General features: G+C 52.1%; 16 protein-coding genes and 2 pseudogenes. 10 read left to right on the top strand and 8 right to left on the bottom strand.

Features of this window, described 5'->3' with window-relative positions; all coding sequences use genetic code 11:
• Window positions 1-595: 595 nt before the first annotated feature.
• Window positions 596-1012, top strand: a complete 417-nt coding sequence (locus CJU81_RS21770; RefSeq protein ID WP_422631666.1) for an IS66 family transposase — start codon at window positions 596-598, stop codon at window positions 1010-1012.
• A gap of 27 nt (window positions 1013-1039) precedes the next feature.
• Here the strand turns inward: CJU81_RS21770 and CJU81_RS21765 are convergent, their stop codons facing one another.
• From CJU81_RS21765 to CJU81_RS21740, 6 genes are all read right to left on the bottom strand, one after another.
• A complete protein-coding gene (locus CJU81_RS21765; RefSeq protein ID WP_095038210.1) occupies window positions 1040-1546 on the bottom strand; it encodes a GrpB family protein in 507 nt (168 codons plus the stop codon).
• Window positions 1547-1927: 381 nt separating this feature from the next.
• Entirely contained in the window at window positions 1928-3148 is a 1221-nt protein-coding gene (locus CJU81_RS21760) for a UvrD-helicase domain-containing protein (protein WP_369679449.1), read from the bottom strand.
• A gap of 154 nt (window positions 3149-3302) precedes the next feature.
• Entirely contained in the window at window positions 3303-5021 is a 1719-nt protein-coding gene (locus CJU81_RS21755) for an ATP-dependent nuclease (protein WP_095038208.1), read from the bottom strand.
• A gap of 148 nt (window positions 5022-5169) precedes the next feature.
• Window positions 5170-7110 carry a DUF3732 domain-containing protein gene (locus CJU81_RS21750; RefSeq protein ID WP_095038207.1) on the bottom strand — a complete coding sequence of 647 codons (1941 nt, stop codon included), beginning with the start codon at window positions 7108-7110 and terminating at the stop codon, window positions 5170-5172.
• Window positions 7107-7592 carry a three component ABC system middle component gene (locus CJU81_RS21745; protein ID WP_095038206.1) on the bottom strand — a complete coding sequence of 162 codons (486 nt, stop codon included), beginning with the start codon at window positions 7590-7592 and terminating at the stop codon, window positions 7107-7109. The genes CJU81_RS21750 and CJU81_RS21745 overlap by 4 nt, the downstream gene beginning before the upstream one ends.
• A gap of 3 nt (window positions 7593-7595) precedes the next feature.
• On the bottom strand, window positions 7596-8300 hold the full coding sequence (locus CJU81_RS21740) for an ABC-three component system protein (RefSeq protein ID WP_254924908.1): 705 nt from the start codon (window positions 8298-8300) through the stop codon (window positions 7596-7598).
• Between CJU81_RS21740 and CJU81_RS21735 the strand changes: the two genes are divergently transcribed.
• The 9 genes and pseudogenes from CJU81_RS21735 to CJU81_RS21705 all read left to right on the top strand — a co-directional run bounded on the left by CJU81_RS21735 (window position 8289) and on the right by CJU81_RS21705 (window position 16691).
• Window positions 8289-9451, top strand: a protein-coding gene (locus CJU81_RS21735) for an IS3 family transposase (protein ID WP_095019831.1) whose coding sequence is annotated in 2 segments (ribosomal slippage) — window positions 8289-8544 and window positions 8544-9451 — 1164 coding nt in all. Because the reading frame shifts where the segments join, the coding sequence is not laid out codon by codon here. The two genes, CJU81_RS21740 and CJU81_RS21735, sit on opposite strands and share 12 nt — an antisense overlap.
• A 15-nt stretch (window positions 9452-9466) precedes the next feature.
• Window positions 9467-10279 carry a Y-family DNA polymerase gene (locus CJU81_RS24305; protein ID WP_317757935.1) on the top strand — a complete coding sequence of 271 codons (813 nt, stop codon included), beginning with the start codon at window positions 9467-9469 and terminating at the stop codon, window positions 10277-10279.
• Window positions 10251-10670 (top strand): DinB/UmuC family translesion DNA polymerase, encoded by a 420-nt coding sequence (locus CJU81_RS24300; RefSeq protein WP_317757934.1) that lies wholly within the window; start codon window positions 10251-10253, stop codon window positions 10668-10670. Before CJU81_RS24305 ends, CJU81_RS24300 begins: the two co-directional genes overlap by 29 nt.
• A gap of 476 nt (window positions 10671-11146) precedes the next feature.
• Window positions 11147-11425 carry a hypothetical protein gene (locus tag CJU81_RS21725; RefSeq protein WP_095038205.1) on the top strand — a complete coding sequence of 93 codons (279 nt, stop codon included), beginning with the start codon at window positions 11147-11149 and terminating at the stop codon, window positions 11423-11425.
• Between the two features lie 108 nt (window positions 11426-11533).
• Window positions 11534-11860 (top strand): annotated as a pseudogene (locus CJU81_RS24470) (PAS domain-containing protein); the annotation flags it as partial.
• A 348-nt stretch (window positions 11861-12208) separates the two neighbouring features.
• A pseudogene (locus CJU81_RS24465) lies at window positions 12209-13150 on the top strand (methyl-accepting chemotaxis protein); the annotation flags it as partial.
• A 28-nt stretch (window positions 13151-13178) separates the two neighbouring features.
• Window positions 13179-14864: a putative bifunctional diguanylate cyclase/phosphodiesterase gene (locus CJU81_RS21715; protein WP_095038203.1), complete on the top strand. Its 1686-nt coding sequence runs from the start codon at window positions 13179-13181 to the stop codon at window positions 14862-14864.
• Between the two features lie 320 nt (window positions 14865-15184).
• The gene (locus CJU81_RS23910) at window positions 15185-15463 is read left to right on the top strand and encodes a hypothetical protein (protein WP_141232622.1); all 279 of its coding nucleotides are present in this window, start codon (window positions 15185-15187) and stop codon (window positions 15461-15463) included.
• Window positions 15464-15485: 22 nt separating this feature from the next.
• Entirely contained in the window at window positions 15486-16691 is a 1206-nt protein-coding gene (locus CJU81_RS21705; protein ID WP_095038235.1) for an HD-GYP domain-containing protein, read from the top strand.
• 185 nt (window positions 16692-16876) lie between these two features.
• Here the strand turns inward: CJU81_RS21705 and CJU81_RS21700 are convergent, their stop codons facing one another.
• Complete coding sequence (locus tag CJU81_RS21700) at window positions 16877-17857, bottom strand: IS5-like element ISPa41 family transposase (RefSeq protein WP_095038201.1); 981 nt, start codon at window positions 17855-17857, stop codon at window positions 16877-16879.
• 83 nt (window positions 17858-17940) lie between these two features.
• Window positions 17941-18129, bottom strand: a complete 189-nt coding sequence (locus CJU81_RS21695; protein ID WP_095038200.1) for a YbdD/YjiX family protein — start codon at window positions 18127-18129, stop codon at window positions 17941-17943.
• Between the last annotated feature and the right edge of the window lie 82 nt (window positions 18130-18211).

The following is an 18211-nucleotide window of genomic DNA, read 5'->3' as shown; positions in this document are numbered from 1 at the left end:
GAACGCATTTCGACGTAGTCAGTGGGCAGTCGATTCCCTGATGCTACTCGAGAATTGCTATGCCCACTCCAATCTACCCAGACGACCTGAATCCAGCGAGCTTCAAAAGGTCAGCCAAGAAAATGCAGTGAGATTAGCCAGGCCAACAGCCAGTCGAACTTGCCGTTGCACGCGGGATATTTTACAAGGCGTTAGGCTATTGCGACCATCACGACGCGGTGATAGTTGCGGTAGCCATGGGGCACCTAAAGAGTTGAACAGCGCATCCATGTCCTGATATATCTGGCGGCACGTAAAGCGAGCCGGGCCTCTAGGCCCGAATCACGACTTTGCATGGAGCGCGTGCTGAGCCTGAATACGCCCTACTCCCGATCTATGATCAGATTGTGACATCCATAAAAACGTTGTGAGCGTCCGCCAAGTCACTTTGCGTGGCTCAGGCAGTCACCCAATGCTACGGCTGGCTGCGTCGGTAGCCGTCTCAGCCCATCCTTCAGGTAGACCTAAGAGATATCGTTGGCGCCTTGAAACCAAAGGTGAGAATGCGTGCGTTCAGTGCAATGTGTAACGAAGTTAGGGAGTTTATGTCGTCAACATAAACTCTCCAATTCGAACTCTGGCCGCGCGACGGAGCTACTCCCGTCGACCTATTGAGTGCCTGATCGCTCAGAGGCAGCTTGTGCCTGAGGGATCGGCCATCGCCAAAGCGTTGGATTACAGCCTCAAACGCTGGATAGCGCTGACGCGCTATATCAATGACGGTGCCGTACCCATCGATAATAATTGGTGTGAGAACCAGATTCGGCCGCGGGCAATTGGACGCTCGAACTGGTTGTTTGCAGGCTCGTTACGCAGTGGCAAACGCGCGGCTGCAATCATGAGTTTGATCCAGTCTGCGCGGCTCAATGGGCATGATCCGTATGCTTACTTGAAGGATGTTCTCACGCGTCTGCCAACGCAGCGGGCGAGTGAGGCTGCTGAGCTGCTGCCGCATCAGTGGATACCCGTTTAGCTCTGGAGAACTGATATGAACACGGACTTAATCCCCTAGGTGCATTTTCATCAAGGCGTCAATGTAGGGCGCCTTATGCGCGAGATATTCAGCAATGCCTCCCCGGTTGTTAGCTTCGAGCCGCAGCTTCAAATCCTGGTATTGCTTGCGGATAGTGCTGTCTTCTCTCAACAGGTCGCGGAAACGTAACATTCGTGCAATCTGTCCATGACCAACAACGCACACGTGTATTTTATGAGTTCTCACCCCATCAACATCGCGACGATAAAAGTGGTGTCCGGCGGAAAGATCTGTTCCCCGCACATAGCCCAATGTACGCATGAACTCGCTACGAGCCACCTCATTTATATGCTCCGACACCACAACCAAGATGTCGATTTCCGGTTTGGCAGAAAGCCCCGGAACGGCGGTGCTACCAATATGATGAGTTCCGATAAGCTCAGCACCGAAGCCCTCCGCTATTCGGCGGTTTTCGGCGGTAAAAAGTAGCGGCCACTGAGGGTTGTATGGAGAGATTTCGCTGGTGAGGGCCATCAGCTGTCCTTGCGTCATAGTCGAAGGGGTAGAAGATTAACCTCGGTTCAAAAATTTTTAAATTTCTCTGCGACAGCTGTGTTGGTAGACGGGTTTCGAAAGTCCCGACTGATTGTGATTTCGAGGGGGCGTCTTGGCCCGACGCTTACTTCTCTTTAGCGAAAAGCGAAGTCAAGACGGGCTAGAGGCCCGGAGGGCCGATAGTTTTTGGGCTGTGGATGCGGTCGATGTCTTGAATATCGCAGCCTTTGTCTCTTGTTTTTCCGCTGATTGATCTCCTGCTGTCGGGCTATTACGACGATGCAGGTTTGAAAATACCGTGGCTTGACTCTTAGTCTTCAGCGACACCCGCTCGGGACATTCAGTGACATCGAAAGCTGTCTAGAGGTTGGGCAGGGGAAACTCCAAAATCGGCGTTTTGCATGAGATTGTCAGAGTGTGTCTAGCCCTGGAAATAGCCACGTAGAAAGACTTCGCAGCAGCAGTCTTCTGCTTCACGTAATGCATTGCGTCCGGGATCAAGACATGATCGAACTCCAAGCCTTTGAGGAGCAACGGAGTCGAAATCGTCCTCGCTACAGTGGCTCGACCGGTCATACTTAGTCGCTGCCTAACAGCTTCCGACGCAGCGACCAGACTCTGATATCGGCCATCCGCAAGCTCCGTCAAAGCGCGCCTGGTGTCGCCAATGAGCTCACCTCGGTACGTCCTTGTGTGAGGGTGGTTTCTTTCCAGCTTCAGCACATCCAAAGCGTTATCGGGGGATCCGCCAATCGAAAGTTTTGCCCATGCGGCGTAGATTTCCAGGTCAAGGACGACATCAGTGGCGACCCCTGAATCAGCCGAAACGCGAGTCACAGCATCATCCATTAGAGACCTCAAAGCGTCGGATCGAGCCTGGGGAGTAGATTCCGGCATGTCCCACACTTCGGCAAAATCCATCAGACGCTTTGCGCCGATCTCCTCGATTGACTGGAAAGCGCCTTTGGTACTTTTCGCGAGTTGATTGCAGGTGTTCCTCCAGCAGTTGATCGCCGCAGTTGAGCCCTTTCTTGAATCAAATCCATCAAAGAACAACGACATGTCAAACGCATCATTGCTCTGGATATAGGTGACCGGCCCATCCCTAAGATCTATCGGTTGCCCGGTCATAAGCTTCTGCCGGGTAGCTGCAATCCATTTGCCTAACTCCACATTCGCCGTAGCCCAACGGTGGGGGGTTTCGAGCTCGTAGGCCGGAGTAAAATAGCTTGCGACAGATTTGCTCCAGCCGATCTTAGTTTCGACGAACTCAAAAATGCCCTGCATCGGATCGCCAAAAATCACAGTTGGGACAATGCTTGATAGCCAAGCCGCAATGGAGTGCTGATGCTGTTCACAATCCTGATACTCGTCTATCAGCACTCGGTCATAGGAAGCCTTGATAACCTCTTGGACGACCGGGCTCATCAGGATGGATGCCGCGCCAAGGTACACATCGTCCCAGTCAGGATTGTTATGGCTCAGCGCCGGCCTTCCCGAGCGACTTGGGAATGCTTGAGCATATCGTCGGGCCCAGGATGCGATCGTATCGACCACCACGGTATCTGCGGGCACGTACATTCGCTTTAGTCGCGCCCTGATGGCATGAACACCTGCGTGGGTGTGGGTAAGTACTAGAGTTCTTCGGCCTAGCGCTGCGACCTTGGCGATCAGCTCTGTTTTCCCATGGCCAGCCGGGGCCACTATGGCCCTGCGGCTAAGGGAGAGGATGGACTCAGGCGTTACCATATAGCCAGTTCTCGACGGTGTTGAAACATGCGCCTATCGCCGATGCAGGCGAGCCATTCATGATCTCCAACACAATAGGAGATATGGCCCGACCGCGCTCAGCAGTCTTGAACCAGCTTTTCTCGGCAGCTAAATCGCTCATGCGAAACCGAAGGTTAGCGTCATCGCCTACCAGATCCCACTCGTCGAAGCTATCTGTCACATCTATGGCTGGAAATCCTTTTTCAAGATGATCCATCAGCGTAGGCTCGCTTATGAAGCCAGTCACCAGTTCAAGGAGGCTCTCGATTTGAGTGTTATTGGCTGATTGGAAGACCGCTCGCTCGGTATTGAGCTCCCCACCGTATTCGATGACCCGCACGCCTTGCGCTTGGAGTTTGGTAGCAAAATGAGCATCCAGCTTTCGATCCGAATCTCTGAACAGACCGACGTGGTATCCGAGAGCCCGCAGAGCGAGTGCCAATGGTGGGCCCGCTGATCCACCGCCATCGATGATGGCAGAGCCCAGCTGCTCTATAGGAACGCCACCATGCCGATCTGGGTAGTGCTCCCTAACTCCGAGCATTAACCCCAACTCCGTTGCACCCTCACAGAGTAAGATTCGCCTAGCAAACAATGCCCTTGGCGCGCCTTTCAAAACTCGGGAGATATCGCCACTGGATAAAGCATGCTTGATTTCGGAAACCGAGCCTGAAGAGCGGGAAACGATAAAAAGTGAGGGGGCGGGTAACTCTGCCAAGACGACATCCGAGTGTGTCGTCATTAGGATCTGACCTTTAGCGAGATGTGCGCTTTCTGCTTCCTTCTGCCATTTTTTCAACTGGGCCATCGCCCCAAGAACACGATGAGGCTCAAGCCCTTGCTCTATCTCATCAACCAGCACAATTGCCCCTTCGCTGATTGCTGAACGCTGCACTGCCAGAGTGGCTAAGCGCCTGGTGCCAAGCCCCGCTAACCGCAGCGGTACGGAGCCGTCGTGTAGTGCAATCGAGCCCGAGCTGAACCCGCCGCGACCCAGTTCAAGATCAGGGTTATAACTCTCATTAATATAGGCCCCGAGTGATCGAGCCGCAGTCTCGGCGGATATCGCTGCCCGAGCCAGCTCTGGGATAGAGCCAAGATCTGCGCTTTGACGAGCTGAGCGATAGGCATTAGCCAGCATTTTAGCAGTCTCATCGTTCGCTTCTGTCATCTTCGACAGCACTGATCCTTGCGCCCAGGTCAAATGCCGTGCTTCGTCACCAGCAAGACGAACGAGACAGAACATTGCTTTGTCTCTGCTCGATAGAATCCTGGGAACGGGATAGCGATCGCAGACCAATGACCACACTGGCTCCATGGTCGCATCGACCGACAACCTGACCGTCAGAACAGGGTCGTCTGTGTCCTCAGGCTCATCGTTGAGCTGTCCTTCGGAAGAAAGGCCACGAAGGTAAAGGCCGAAGCGCCCGTCGGAAAGCAGTGCACGCGACAACTCTCCGATCGTGACCTCAACCTCGATGTCCTCCGCTGTGTTGGCATGGTGGAAGTCGGCTTCGTTGAAGGTCATCCAACGTGGGGACAATGCTGCCTCTACGGCATCCAAAACCGTGGTCTTAGCGCTATCTCCAACGCCGATCAGGCAACAGATCGACTGCGCCATGAGGTTCCATTCGAGATGTTTAATGCCCCTGAAATTCTTGACCTTCAACTGTTCAACGCGCATCAATCACCCGAAAGAAATGGCCTAATGCAATCAAGGGTAGCTGCAGCGGAAGATAACTCAACAAATCACTGTAATTGCAAGGCCATGTCCCTTCGACAAAAAGGGCTTGCCGTTTCCACGACCCTGAAAGAAGCCCCAACACTCCGATCTACTGCGAGTCACTTCTCCTTGGCCAATCAAACGGGATGAGTGCATCCTCTGAAAGCTTGTGCCAACGCTTACGCGTGGCGGCGACATAGCGCTGATCATCCCCGAAGAATGCGTGCTCGATCAGCAGCACCTGTAAGCTCTTCTGTGCAGCGGTCTCATTGAACAGGAAGTCCAGGTGCCGGCGCATGGCTAGGACTTCCTCGTTCTCACCAATTGTCGACTCATCTTCGCCGCGCTGGGGATAGTAGGGACGACTGATTTGGTCAAATGCCAGGAACGCAGGAACCGGCGCATCGATCTCTCCGAGGTACTTCTGGAGCGCAAAGGACAGTGCGATATGGATGGCCAGGTAGTTCTCATCTGACCCCGCATCTGGCAACCGCAATACAGCTTGGGAGTGTGCTTCGATAATCGCGACATCCGGGGGCTTGGATGAGAACTCTAACTCTGCGCCAACGCAAACACCGCCCGTTGGTAACTGGGCGAATGCCTCTGAAAGGAACCGGGATACTTTGCGCTCAGCACGGGAGAGCAGTACCTGTTTGGCACCGCTATCAACAAGACCCTCCAATCCTTGGATTTGTTCTCGCAACACATTTAGGTCAGGGCCAGGCGGTGGCGTTGTCGGATTCATTTCCAAAAATTGAGACACCTTGCCAAGCAAATGGGCTTGGTATTGGGCGAGGCTATCCAGCCGTTTTACTTCGTCGCTCTGCCGAATCCAAGTTTTGAGGCGCTCATCGACGTCTTTAAGTGTGAGATTGAGCCTAGCGAGCTCCAGCTGTAAAGAGTCCTCATGCTCCACCAGGCGAGGTCGGACATTTTCGACTGCTACGCTCTCAGATCTAACGATATCCATAGAGTGTCGGATAGCCTCAGATATCGCGATGCCGCGCTCACTTGGGGTCTCGCATATAGGGCATGCCTGGCCCACTACCTGAAGGTGCTCAGCGATTTTAAGCTTGTCGTACTGGCGCCGGACTGCACCTTCAAAACCAATCATTTCCTGCAGGGCAGATCGAGTTGCGCGGGACTTACGTCGAGCTTTTTCGATGTCGCTGAGCAGGCTACGCCGCTGCGCATAGAGATTGGCAAGCTCACTCTCATTAGGATTCGTAGCAGCGCTCGGCTTGAGCCGCTTGACTCGAACCAGAGCGCCCTGCAACTCACTTTCGGAGGCCTCGTCTGGAGGGAGGTCGCACAGACCGCTGCGGTGCGCGTCCAGAAGCAATCGCACCGCGTGCTTCTTGTAATCGCTGCCCGCAGCCAGGCGAGTACGCAATTGCCGCTCCTCGCGCTCAAGCTTCCTGCGCAGGTCGCGCAGTCGCCGCTCCTGGAGCACATTGTCTTCCGTCACAACGCCCAAGAAATAAGGCATCGTTTCGATGATGGCCAGTGCCTCATCGGCCTGATCAAGCCCGTGAAGGAGTGCCGTTTCGTTATAGATCACATCTTTCGGGACGAACATGTAGGCCGTCGCATGGCGCACCGTTGGACGCCATTTTCGGGAAGTCTTGTCATCGGAGACATCAGGTACACCGCCAATGCCAAATGCGCGCTCGATATAAGACTTACCTGCGTCTAACGTTGTGGCGCCTTCGAACTGGTCTACAGCGTTCGGAATGGGGAGATTACGCCCGTTACTGACGAACATCCGCGTACTGGTTCCTTTTCCCACGGGCGGAATGAGCCGACCGGTAATCATCTGAGCCTCACCCAGTACCCACTTCACACCCACCGCAAGGCTGTGACGCTTCACATGAGCTGCGAGCTCACACTTGCTGGAACCAAGGCAATAGTCGATCGCCTTGATCAACGTCGACTTACCTGTGCCGGATGCCCCGGTGAAAATATTGACCTCTCCAGGCTTCAGGTCGAGGATGCGAACACGCCCGCCTTCGCCAATAAAAAAGATGTCTGAAATGTTCCAACGGCTCATAACTCAAGCCCCATCATGTCGAATACCGTCCTTGTCGAGCCTGCCAAGGCCAGCCAGCAGCCCAGGCGTTCAATGTGTTTGAAAGTTTGCTGGGTGTTTTCGCCAAGCTGTTTCGTAAGGCCTTTCGGCACGCTAGAGGTACCAGGGACTAATCGGCCTTCGGCGTTGACCACGAGGAGGTTGCTGAAGCAGGCAAATCGGATTGCTTCCGTCACGATATCCAGTGAGCCATTCACCCGACCAGCGAGCCGGATCTGAATGACCGGGCTACGATGAAGCCACTCCAGCAGGCCTGTACGGCTGTTGGTACGGTCGAACGTGGCTGCGAGATCACCAGACAACGCCAGAGGCAGGGCTGCGTAACACAAAACGATGTCCGGATCGGTGTCGCATTGGGAACGATAGGCGCCCACAAACGTGGTCAGTAGCGCGGCGCAATAAGCCGGATTGGTTTCAGCAAAAATGTCATGGGCGATGAGCATGCTCTAGTCCTTGAGAAGCTTGCGATAGTCCGCGTGCCATCCAACCTGAAGGTCGATGGCCAGTACCTGAAAGGTTCCTCGAACGTAGTAGTGTCCCTGCCAACTGGGGGCGATGGGCTCAACTTGATTTGGGGCAAATTCGTGAGTCCAGCGCAGAAGTTCCAAACCCTTGGCTCGCACTTGGGAGGCGCTGAGATCCTCGCAGTCCTCGGCCATCTGAACATGCCGATCTGACCAGTGCTCGGCGAGCTTGGCGTCGTAGCCTGCGATCTTCGAGCGCATCTGCGGATTATCGACGATCCATTTTGATCGCTGCTCCTTCGCTCGCCATTGCTCGCGAACAGCCCTGGACACGTCGGATCCCTTTCCATCGACCAAGGCAATCTGGCGGTACAGCATTCCGTCAGCTTCATAGTCCTCGGAGTGGCTGACCAGATCGAACTCGGCTACAAGTTTCTCCTCCTCCAACTGCGCAATGATTGAGGAAATACAATGTTCCATCTCACTGCGCTGGATGACCCGCTCACGCTTACCGCAAAGGGTATAGATGACTTGCTGATCCCACCATGCCAGCAAACGTTCGGCTGCCTTAAGTCGTTGCCCCTTGGGAAGGATGTGCAATCTTTTAGAAATGTAGTGGTCTAATGAAACCGGACACCCTTTTAGGCGAGAATGCTCGCCAGATCGAGGTGTCAGATGACCAAACAACGCCGTACCTTTTCCGCTGAATTCAAACGCGAGGCTGCCGACCTCGTGCTCAAGCAAAACTACAGCTTCATCGAAGCCAGTCGTTCACTGAGTGTTGGTGAGTCGGCGCTGCGCCGCTGGGTCGACCAGCTTCAGCAAGAGCGCACCGGCGTCACGCCCCAGAGCAAGGCCCTGACACCAGAGCAGCAAAAAATCCAGGAGTTGGAAGCTCGGATTGCTCGCCTCGAGCGCGAGAAATCAATATTAAAAAAGGCTACCGCGCTCTTGATGTCGGAAGATCTCGAGCGTACGCGCTGATCAATCAGCTAAGCGTCCATGAGCCTGTTGACTGCTTGTGCGAGGCGTTTGAGGTCGCTCGTTCGGGGTACTACGCGCATCGTCTAAGGCGGCGAACACCAGATGTTGAGCGGCTCAGGCTGCGTAGCCGAGTGAGCGAGTTGTTCACCCAGGGCCGAAGTGCTCCCGGCAGTCGAAGCATCACGTTGATGATGCAAGAAGAAGGTGAGCAAATTGGACGGTTTAAGGTACGCAGGCTGATGCGTGAGCTGGAGTTGGTCAGCAAGCAGCCAGGATCACACGCCTATAAAAAGGCCACAGTCGAGCGGCCGGATATCCCAAATATATTGAACCGAGAATTTGATGTCGAAGCGCCCAACCAGGTCTGGTGCGGCGACATCACCTACATCTGGGCACAGGGGAAATGGCACTACCTTGCGGTTGTCATGGATCTTTACGCTCGCCGAGTGGTGGGCTGGGCGTTATCAGAAAAGCCGGATGCAGACTTGGTGATCAAGGCGTTGGATGTGGCTTACGAGCAGCGTGGCAAGCCGCAAGGCCTGCTATTTCACTCAGACCAGGGATCCCAATATGGCAGCCGCAACTTTCGCCAGCGGCTGTGGCGTTATCGCATGCGTCAGAGTATGAGCCGCCGAGGAAACTGCTGGGATAATGCGCCGATGGAGCGGGTTTTTCGCAGCTTGAAAACAGAGTGGATACCAACCACTGGCTACATGACCGGCCACCAGGCTCAGAGAGATATTAGCCAGTACCTGATGCATCACTACAACTGGATCCGACCTCATCAATTTAACGATGGATTGGCCCCAGCGAAAACGGAAGAAAAACTCAAAACCGTGTCCGGGATGAGTTGACCACTACACTTCGGCCTGGTCGACGCAAACTCGTTCTACTGCAGTTGCGAACGAATTTTTCGGCCTGAGCTGAGGCAGCGGCCTGTCGTCGTCCTTTCGAACAGCGACGGTGCGATTGTTGCGCGCACAAACGAGGCCAAGGCTTTGGGTATAAAAATGGGCGAACCCTATTTCAAGATTCGCAAATTCTTGGAGCAGAACGGTGTTGCCGTGTTCAGCAGCAACTACACGCTTTATGGCGAGTTGTCGCACAGAATGGCCATGGCTACAGCGTCTTTGGTCAGTTCAGTGGAGCAGTATTCGATTGACGAATCCTTCATACGACTAGAAGACCAACGCGAGCCATTGGTCGACGTGGGCCGAGCAATTCAGGCCCGTGTGCTGCAGTGGGTAGCGCTGCCGGTTGGTGTGGGGATCGGTCACACAAAAACGCTGGCCAAAGCTGCGCAACACGCATCAAAGATATGGCGAGACAAGACCGGAGGCGTAGTCGATCTGCGACGGCCAGAGGCTGTCGAGTGGTTATTGCGCCGTATGCCGGTCGAGGAAGTTTGGGGTATTGGCAGACGTATGCGCGATAACCTGGCCAGCGAGGGAATCACAACCGCTTGGCAGCTTTCCCATGCGGAGCCTCGGACGATGGGCCGCAAATATTCAGTCGTCCTGGAACGGACGATCAGGGAGTTGCGTGGCGCACGCCTGCATCGAGCTGGAACAATGTCCACCGGACAAGCAAACCATTTGCTCAAGCAAGATGTTTGGTCAGCGTGTCCACACCATCGAGGGACTTGGCTAAGCGCTGGCTACCTACATTCACAAGGCCGCTGAGAAGCTTCGCAAGCAGCGCTCGCTATGCGGTGGGCTGCGCATTGGCATTCAGACATCGTTTCATGGGGACGGCCCAAAGTACGCCAATGCGGCCACAATCATTCCAGACTATCCAACCGATGATGTGCGGGTGCTGACAAGGCACGCGCTGCGTGCGTTGGAAGGCATCTACAGACCGGGCTTTGCCTACAGCAAGGCAGAGGTAATGCTGATGGATTTGAGGAAACGGGGGGAGTACACGCAGGATCTGTTCACGACCAGCCAACCGGCTCGCACTGATGCCCTGATGAACGTTATGGATAAGATCAACAAGCGTTGGGGGCATGACTGCTTAGGGGAGCCCACAGGATTCGGAAAAAATCGTACGCTAAGATATTGTGGACAACCATAGTAGTCGAAACGCCTGTCCTCTAGCCTGTGGCCAGATCGCACTGCGCAGTGGTTTAGCCGAACCTCTTGGAATCACGACGACCCTCCGAGTTAAGCACGGGCACGCGTTCGCCTTCATCCCAACCCAAAGTCGAGCGCACCAGCCGGGCAGTCGTCGTAGGTATCGTCGGCCAGTACCGACTCCACTTTATAGGGAGTGAGCGTGGCTAGATCAATCACTCTCGACCACTGCCATAGTGCATCGGTCACAGTGGTTCAGGCTGCTGGGAAGCACTGTGGCCGGGCGCGAACTCCCGCACCCGGCTGCCGATGAATGAAGGGTGATCCTATGGCGCGGATACCGTATCCCCAGCATTTCCTGTCTCAAGAATAACAATTGAAGGACGATATACTTAATATCACTGGTAGCTTCGAGTCATCAGTGATGAACCGTCCGCATCTTGGTACGGCGATGCCGTCATCCAGGATGAGCTAAAAATGCGGGAATTGCAGAGGGTGATGACGTTGATCTATAGCTTCAGTCAGGCGGTTCTCAATCGCGAGGCTTCTAGGCTTCTAGGCGTAGCTAATCAAATGAGGGAGCAAGCCACTCTACTCGAAAACTGCGGATACAACGATCTGGCCAATTCGATTTTGTTGGAATTTGACAAGCTTATGCTCGTGATTGAACAGATTTATGAAGCCATGGATCAGGAAGTCATGGATCAGCTTGGTAACAACGCTAGTCCTGGGGGGGGGTATGAGCGCCTCGAATGAAAAGCATTAACCATATATAAACATAATTGTCAATAGGGATTTTGGCGTAGACTGCAACCTGCTGCATGATGTTATTATGCCATCATGCGCGCCTAGAGAATTTAATTAATGAAGTCGGTCAGTCGGTCAGTCAGTCGGTCAGTCAGTCGGTCAGTCGGTCGGTCAGTCAGTCGGTCGGTCACATCTGTTGAACAGGTATTCCCCGCTTCAGAACGTTTGATTTCAGCGACTGATCCGAGTGGGAAAATCATTTACTGCAATGATGAATTTGCAAGCATAAGTGGCTACACCCGTGAAGAGTTGGTGGGCAGCCCGCATAATTTGGTTCGACATCCCGATATGCCTCCCGCTGTTTTTGGGCTTATGTGGAGTTATCTGAAGGCTGGCAAAAGCTGGATGGGTATTGTAAAAAATCGCTGCAAAAATGGTGACTATTATTGGGTCAGCGCTTATGTCACGCCAATCATCGAAAACGGCTCATTAACGGGTTATGAGTCTGTTCGAGTCAAGCCAAGTCGAGAACAAATAGAGCGCGCACAAACGATTTATGCTCGCTTGCGAACAGGTAAAGACGCCGTCCCACTGAACCATCACTGCGCAGTGTTCCTCGCAAAACTGGCTTTACCGATTATTGCGGCAACACTTTCGGTTTGCGCATCAACACTACTCCCAGGCGCGCTAGATCAAGCAGTAACAGCCGGGCTTTTTCTTGGTATGGGATGGTGGTTGTATAAGAGAGAGGGAAACTTAATTAACCAGATTATTCAAAGTGTCCCTAATGCATTTTCAGATCCGGTAAGCGCTCTTACATATAGTGACAGATACGGCGCTTCAGCAAGATTAGAAATGATATTGCTAAGCGAGGATGCGCGCCTTAAAACTGCCCTCACTCGATTAGGTGATCTAGCTAGCCAGGTGGCCGAAGCCGCTGCTGACTCGTCCTTGCTCTCTAACCAAACTGAACATGCCTTACTGGAACAGCGAGCTGAAACGGACATGACGGCAGCTGCCATGACAGAGATGTCAGCATCAATCAACGAAGTAGCCGGACATGTGCAACAAACGGCCAATGAAGCGCAAACCGCAAATGAACTGGCTGAACAAGGGGATAGAGTCGCGGGGACTTCCCGTGAGGCGATACAGCTTCTTGCGACTACAGTAACGAATATCAGTACTGCCGTAGATAACCTTGCCAGCGAAACGCAGCAAATTATGTCTGCCGCAGAGGTGATTCAATCGATCGCAGATCAAACGAACTTACTTGCACTCAACGCAGCCATTGAAGCTGCTAGAGCTGGTGAGCAGGGGCGCGGTTTCGCGGTGGTTGCCGACGAAGTTCGAGCCTTGGCCAGTAAAACCCGCGTGTCAACTCAGCAAATCCAAAGCGTCATCGAAAGCCTCAAAAAAGGTGCAGATGAAGCTGTTGATATTGCAAAATTGGGTATTCGCGAGGCAGACCACGGCGTACGACAAGTTATTGAAGCCCAAAGTGCTCTTCAAGGGATTCGTGAGGCTGTTGAACGGATCACTGGAATGAGCCAGCAAATGGCAGCGGCCGCAGAAGAACAAGCCCATGTCGCTGAGGATATTGCTCGCCAGATAAACAATGTCGCCGGGACGGTTGAGAAAACAGCGAACAATGCCCACTCCGCAGTGATTCGAGGCGGTGAACTTGAAAACACATCCCGTGGGCTGCACGCATTGGTCGAGCGCTTCAACAGATAGTGTCTTGTGGTGTGAGTGAGGTTCAGAAATGAGTCAAGGATACCGTGCGGCAGTAGATGCGGCTGCTATTTTTTCAGAAACAGACATGGCGGGAAACATTACTTATGTCAACGAACAATTCTGTGCTATTTCTGGATATAGCGCGCACGAGTTGATCGGGCAAAATCATCGTATCCTGAATTCATCTCTGCATCCACCTGAGTTCTTTGCGGAATTGTGGAAAACAATATCGTGCGGAAAAGTTTGGAAAGGTGAAATTTGTAATATTCGTAAGGACGGTACTCTGTATTGGGTAGAAAGCACCATCGTGGCCACCTACGATGGCAAAGCCAACGTACGTAAATACGTTTCTATCCGCTTCGACGTAACAGAAAAGCGAAAGCTGATGGAAGTATTGCAGTGGCGCGCAGATCATGATGTATTAACCGGTTTGCCTAATCGTTCTTTGCTAAACGACCGGTTTAAACAGTCTGTCGCCGCAACACATAGGAATCACAGTTCGCTTGCTGTGTGTATCCTCGACCTCGATGGCTTTAAATTGATCAATGATCGATACGGCCACGCGATAGGTGATCGTTTGTTGGTAGAGGTGAGCGAACGTCTGAAAAAAAACATTCGGGGTGAAGATACTGTCGCACGGTTAGGTGGAGATGAGTTCGTAATTCTTTTGGGCTTATTGAATACGAATGAATTAGAAATGGCGATGGAGAGGATTTTAACGTCTATTTCCCTTGCATATACAATCGACGGTATAGAGCTTAATATTTCTGCAAGTATCGGCGTCACCCTCTACCCAAAAGATGACGCCGATATAGACTCGCTCCTACGTCATGCAGATCAGGCTATGTATAGAGCTAAACTGAGAGGTCGTAACTGCTTTCATTTGTTCAATATGCTGCTGGATAATGAAGCCAGAACAGCTTTCGAGACCGTGGTACTTGTTAGCAAAGCTTTACGTAATGAAGAGTTATGCTTGCATTACCAGCCAAAAATAAATCTGAGCAGCGGGACAGTTACTGGTTATGAAGCCTTGCTGCGCTGGCAGCATCCGCAAGAGGGTATAATCTATCCGCAAAACTTCATCCCGTTTGTTGAACAAACTAATCTGATTGTAGATATTGGCAACTGGGTTATTGAGCAGGCATTAACTCAAATCAGTCGCTGGGCGGAGGTTGGTCAGACTTGGGGTGTGGCCGTGAATATTGCAGCCTTACATTTTCAACGAGAAGATTTTGTCGAGAACTTGAAAGATTTATTATCCCGTTTTCCAAATTCCGCACCGCAGTTGTTAGATATAGAGATTGTCGAATCAGTAATGTTGGAAAATATTCCGCTTGTTGTTAAAAATATTAACGACTGCAAAAAACTTGGCGTTACATTTTCACTGGATGATTTTGGGACTGGGTACTCCTCGCTGAGTTATCTCAAAAAGCTCGAGACGCAATCAATCAAGATTGATCAATCATTTATTCGTGGAATACTTGTCGACAAAAACAGTCTATTATTGACGATAGCTATTATTGGCTTAGCTAAGTCATTTAATAGAGAAGTTATTGCCGAAGGCGTGGAGTCGGTGGAGCAAGCTAAACTTTTGATGCGGCTAGGTTGCGACTCCGCACAGGGCTATAGTTTTGCGAAACCTATGCCGGTGGAAGATGTTATCGGCTGGGCTGAACAGTTTGTACCAATTCATCTATCCATGAGTTCCGAATAGATTTAAAAGGCTGAAGTCAATAAGCCAATTAAGATACAGAGCGTTTATAGATAAGTTGACATCCGGAGTGTTGAAGTGCAGTAAGTACGAGCCTCTTCGCTCTTGTTTTGATGATAAAACTTATCATCACTAACTTGGTCATCACTGAAATAAACTTGGCGACAGTGCTTTTCTGCCAATTTACTGCTCAACATCAATATTTTCGCTCCTGACTTCGTCATACTCTGCATCACGGGCCTCCATACTTTGGTCAAAATTGAGGCATTATCGATCAAACTGATGCGCAGCTAACGAGCTGATATCGGCGTCCTAGGAATCATATGTTAAATGCCAAGCCAGAAACCCAAAAGAAAAAAGTCACGGTAGCTGTCAAGCTTCGCCCAGCAACGTTCTACACTCTGGAGGGATGGCTCTTGCTTGGGGGCGCGAACCTGCCTGAACCGTCAACCCTAGCTAGTTTCTTAGAAAACTTTGCTGATACGTGGGCGCGCGACGTAATTAACCAAAATCCTGCTGAAGCAGGACAGCTACGCTCACTTAGGCGTCTACCACTGCCTTTCAATCCGGTTGATGCTGACCCGAAAAAGTCTGATCGTTAACCAATTATTTCGAGCAGATCTGATGCTGAAAAAAATATCCACATCGCAAGTAAGACTTGGGATGTATATCCAATCCCTTGAAGGTAATTGGTTCTCGCATCCGTTTTGGAAAGCAAAATTTGTCTTGTACGATCAGGCTGACCTTGAGGCTTTGCAAAGCAGCAAAGTTTCGGCCGTGTGGATCGATTGCTCAAAAGGAATTGATGTCACGGAAATAGTTGAAAATCTGGGTCAGGAACGAAAACAAGCGCTTTCTTATACGGAAAAACTATTGCAAAAGCCAACGCACGCTTCTACAACAGTTGCTGAAGAACTACATCGTGCATCGCAGATTCTCAACCATTCCAAACATGCTGTGATGCAATTATTCAATGATGCCAGGCTCGGAAAAGCGATCGATATAGGACAATGTCTACCTACCGTAGAAGCAATCACCACATCGGTGGCGAGAAACTCATCCGCTCTAATTGGCTTGGCGAGACTGAAAACCAAGGATGAATACACCTATATGCATTCCGTTTCAGTATGCGCGCTGATGGTCGCCTTGTCCAAGCAATTAGGTTTGGATGAGGAGCAGACTCGCGAAGCGGGTATTGCTGGATTGTTGCACGATATTGGTAAGATAGTAATTCCGCGAGTAGTGCTGAACAAACCCGGTAAGCTAACTGATGATGAATTTTCGACAATGCGCGCCCATCCAGAACTTGGCCATGCCATGCTTCTAAAGAGCGAAATGATTCCCCAGTGCGCGCTAGATGTCTGCCTCCACCACCATGAGAAAGTCGATGGTACCGGCTACCCGCACCGCCTCCAAGGCCAGCAAATTAGTGTATTCGCGCGCATGGCGGCAATCTGTGATGTTTACGATGCTATTACCTCAAATCGTCCGTACAAGGAAGCGTGGGATGCCGCTAGCTCTCTTGCGCGCATGGCGAAGTGGACGGGACATTTCGACAAAGAAATTTTTAATGCCTTCGTCAAAACTGTCGGAATTTATCCGCTTGGTAGTTTGGTCAGATTAAATTCCGGTAATTTGGGTGTGGTGATCGGGAAAAACCCGGATCGCCTCAGCAAGCCTATTGTGCACGTTTTCTTTTCACTTCAGTCAAACACTAGTATTTTTCCGCAAGTGATAGATCTATCACAACCTTCGACAACAGATCGTATTGTCAGCCGGGAAGACCCAGCAAAGTGGGGATTCAAAAATCTAGAAAGCCTTTGGTGCTAACTCACGGTATTAGGATCTGTAGGAGCGCCGGCTGTTCGATCACAATGACAAAACTGCTAAGGATGCTCCGATCAACTTGTCGTGCAGCCGCGGCAAGTTGCAATTTTCCAGGCACCTACAGCGTCATTGGACGAAAAGTGACCGAAAAATCATGTACGGAGAGCTTTTTCGACCGGTTCTCCGTGTTAAACGCGAACCTCACCCATACCCATGAGCTGTTTTCGAACCCTCCACAGGTTTGCCAGGGCGAACAGCGTGGTCAACTGAGCCGTGTTTTTCATCAGCCCACGAAAACGTACTTTCACGTAACCAAACTGCCGCTTGATCACGCGAAACGGATGCTCGACCTTGGCCCGTGTCTGAGCCTTGCAGAACTCGATCTTGCGCTTGGCTTTGTACAGTACGCTGCGCTGGTTCAGCTTGGAATAGGTGCTGCGACGCGCTGCAATCTGCCAGATCACCCCCCGATTTTCATGCTCTTCGCGCCTTTCGACACCGGTGTAACCGGCATCTGCATACACGGCGTTTTCTTCGCCATGCAGCAGTTCAGCCACCTGCGTGACATCGGCCACATTGGCAGCGGTGCCATGGACGTGATGCACCAGGCCGGACTCGACATCGGCACCGATGTGCGCCTTCATCCCGAAGAAATACTGACCGCCTTTCTTGGTCTGGTGCATCTCGGGATCACGCTTGCCTTCTTTATTCTTGGTCGAGCTGGGGGCATGAATAATGGTGGCATCGACGATGGTGCCTTGGCGCAGCGACAGGCCTTTTTCCTGCAGATAACCATTGATGACCGCAAGGATTGCCGGTGCGAGCTGATGCTTCTCCAGCAAGTGCCGGAAGTTCATGATCGTGGCGTCTTCGGGGATTGGCGCGCTCAGCGTCAGGCGTGCGAACTGGCGCATGGGCGTGATTTCGTAGAGCGCTTCTTCCATGGCCGGGTCGCTCAGGGAGAACCAGTTCTGCAACAGATGGATGCGCAGCATGGTTTCCAGAGGATAGGGTTTTCTACCGCCGCCGGCCTTGGGGTAGAACGGTTCGATCAGCTCCAGCAGGCCTGCCCAGGGCACCACCTGATCCATTTCGGCGAGGAAGCGCTCTCGGCGGGTTTGCTTGCGCTTGCCGGCGTACTCAAAGTCGGAAAAGCTCATCTGGCTCATGGGCGGCTCGGATCAGGTGTTACGGGGATTCTCGCATAACTGAAGGCTTGTTCGGAGATTCCTTAGCAAAACTCATAACATAACTAACAGCACCGAGGTTGACCGTTGCCACCCCCGTATCGAGCCTCTTGTCGTTCTCGAAAAAATTCCTCATATGACATCATCGGCTTATCAGGGTGTTTGGTCTGCATATGCTCAACGTAGGTACCGTAGTCTGGCATACCAACCATCAGGCGCGCTGCTTGACCTAGATACTTACCGAGACGACTCAGGTCATTGAATCGCCCCGGGTTTCCTAGACACTCTCCAGGCTCGCTGCGTAACGCTTTTCAAACTCTACCGGTGACAGCTGAT

Origin of the sequence: Pseudomonas fragi (assembly GCF_002269505.1) — a bacterium.
GTDB classification, from domain to species: domain Bacteria; phylum Pseudomonadota; class Gammaproteobacteria; order Pseudomonadales; family Pseudomonadaceae; genus Aquipseudomonas; species Aquipseudomonas fragi_D.
Note: the sequence above shows the minus strand (reverse complement) of the source record. Positions and strands in the feature narration are given on the sequence as shown.

Excerpts from the sequence above, each read along its gene's own strand:
- CJU81_RS21765 (WP_095038210.1), bottom strand. The coding sequence starts at position 1,546 with ATGGCCCTCACCAGCGAAATCTCTCCATACAACCCTCAGTGGCCGCTA.
- CJU81_RS21760 (WP_369679449.1), bottom strand. The coding sequence starts at position 3,148 with ATGTACGTGCCCGCAGATACCGTGGTGGTCGATACGATCGCATCCTGG.
- CJU81_RS21755 (WP_095038208.1), bottom strand. The coding sequence starts at position 5,021 with ATGCGCGTTGAACAGTTGAAGGTCAAGAATTTCAGGGGCATTAAACAT.
- CJU81_RS21750 (WP_095038207.1), bottom strand. The coding sequence starts at position 7,110 with ATGAGCCGTTGGAACATTTCAGACATCTTTTTTATTGGCGAAGGCGGG.
- CJU81_RS21745 (WP_095038206.1), bottom strand. The coding sequence starts at position 7,592 with ATGCTCATCGCCCATGACATTTTTGCTGAAACCAATCCGGCTTATTGC.
- CJU81_RS21725 (WP_095038205.1), top strand. The coding sequence starts at position 11,147 with ATGCGGGAATTGCAGAGGGTGATGACGTTGATCTATAGCTTCAGTCAG.
- CJU81_RS21715 (WP_095038203.1), top strand. The coding sequence starts at position 13,179 with ATGAGTCAAGGATACCGTGCGGCAGTAGATGCGGCTGCTATTTTTTCA.
- CJU81_RS23910 (WP_141232622.1), top strand. The coding sequence starts at position 15,185 with ATGTTAAATGCCAAGCCAGAAACCCAAAAGAAAAAAGTCACGGTAGCT.
- CJU81_RS21705 (WP_095038235.1), top strand. The coding sequence starts at position 15,486 with ATGCTGAAAAAAATATCCACATCGCAAGTAAGACTTGGGATGTATATC.
- CJU81_RS21700 (WP_095038201.1), bottom strand. The coding sequence starts at position 17,857 with ATGAGCCAGATGAGCTTTTCCGACTTTGAGTACGCCGGCAAGCGCAAG.